The sequence below is a fragment of the Pseudomonas sp. PIC25 genome (assembly GCF_002286785.1).
GTDB lineage: Bacteria > Pseudomonadota > Gammaproteobacteria > Pseudomonadales > Pseudomonadaceae > Pseudomonas_M.
In genome coordinates, this window is the sequence record NZ_MUJY01000050.1 from 1 (window position 1) to 1,154 (window position 1,154).

A 1,154-nucleotide genomic window follows, 5' to 3' on the forward strand; every position below is an offset into this window, starting at 1 on the left:
CGAGGTGGTCTTCCTCCACCAAGGCTTGGTCGAAGAGCAGGGACCGCCGCAGCAGGTGTTCGAGAACCCGCAATCGGCGCGCTGTAAACAATTCATGTCCAGCAATCGATAACGGAGCAACAACCCATGCAGAACTATAAAAAGATCCTGCTGGCGGCAGCCGCCACCCTGGCTTTCGGCAGCGCCATGGCCGCCGAAAAGCTGAAGATCGGCACCGAAGGCGCCTACCCCCCCTTCAACCTCATCGATGCCAGCGGCCAAGTGGTCGGCTTCGACATCGAGATCGCCCAGGCCCTGTGCGCCAAGATGAAGGCCGAGTGCGAAGTGGTCACCTCCGATTGGGACGGCATCATCCCCGCTCTCAACTCGAAGAAGTTCGACTTCCTGGTCGCCTCCATGTCCATTACCGAAGAGCGCCAGCAGGCGGTGGACTTCACCGAGCCGTACTACACCAACAAGCTGCAGTTCATCGCCCCGAAGAGCGCTGACTTCAAGACCGACAAGGCCAGCCTGAAAGGCAAGGTGATCGGTGCCCAACGCGCCACCATCGCCGGCACCTGGCTGGAAGACAACCTCGGCGACGTGGTCAACATCAAGCTCTACGACACCCAGGAAAACGCCTACCTCGACCTGTCCTCCGGCCGCCTCGACGGCGTGCTGGCCGACACCTTCGTCAACTGGGAGTGGCTGAAGAGCGACGCTGGCAAGGAATTCGAGTTCAAGGGCGATCCGGTGTTCGACAACGACAAGATCGGTATCGCCGTGCGCAAGGGCGACCCACTGCGTGAGCGCCTGAACACCGCGCTGAAGGAAATCGTCGCCGACGGGACCTACAAGAAGATCAACGACAAGTACTTCCCGTTCAGCATCTACTGATCCACCCGGCCCCGCCTACCCGGCGGGGCCGCCTTCAGCAGTAATCCCCGATGACCCTCGATCTCTACGGATTCGGCCCGGCCCTCGCGGCGGGCACCTTCATGACCATCAAGCTGGCGCTCTCGGCGCTGTCGCTGGGTCTGGTGCTCGGCCTGCTCGGCGCCCTGGCCAAGACCTCGCCCTACAAGCCGCTGCAATGGCTGGGCGGAAGCTATTCGACCATCGTGCGCGGCGTGCCCGAGCTGCTCTGGGTGCTGCTGATCTACTTCGGCACCGTC

The 1,154-nt window shown here is 62.2% G+C and carries 2 protein-coding genes and 1 pseudogene; all 3 read left to right on the top strand.

Annotated features, from left to right (window positions below; genetic code table 11):
* Positions 1–112, top strand: a pseudogene (locus BZL41_RS05235) (ATP-binding protein); the annotation flags it as partial.
* A 14-nt stretch (positions 113–126) separates the two neighbouring features.
* A complete protein-coding gene (locus tag BZL41_RS05240) occupies positions 127–876 on the top strand; it encodes an ABC transporter substrate-binding protein (protein ID WP_095598316.1) in 750 nt (249 codons plus the stop codon).
* A 50-nt stretch (positions 877–926) separates the two neighbouring features.
* Positions 927–1,154 (top strand): ABC transporter permease subunit (locus tag BZL41_RS05245; RefSeq protein ID WP_143518025.1); only part of this gene is annotated, 228 nt, incomplete at its 3' end.

What these genes read in the sequence shown, in the direction of transcription:
- BZL41_RS05240 (WP_095598316.1), top strand. Translation starts at nt 127, where the DNA reads ATGCAGAACTATAAAAAGATCCTGCTGGCGGCAGCCGCCACCCTGGCT.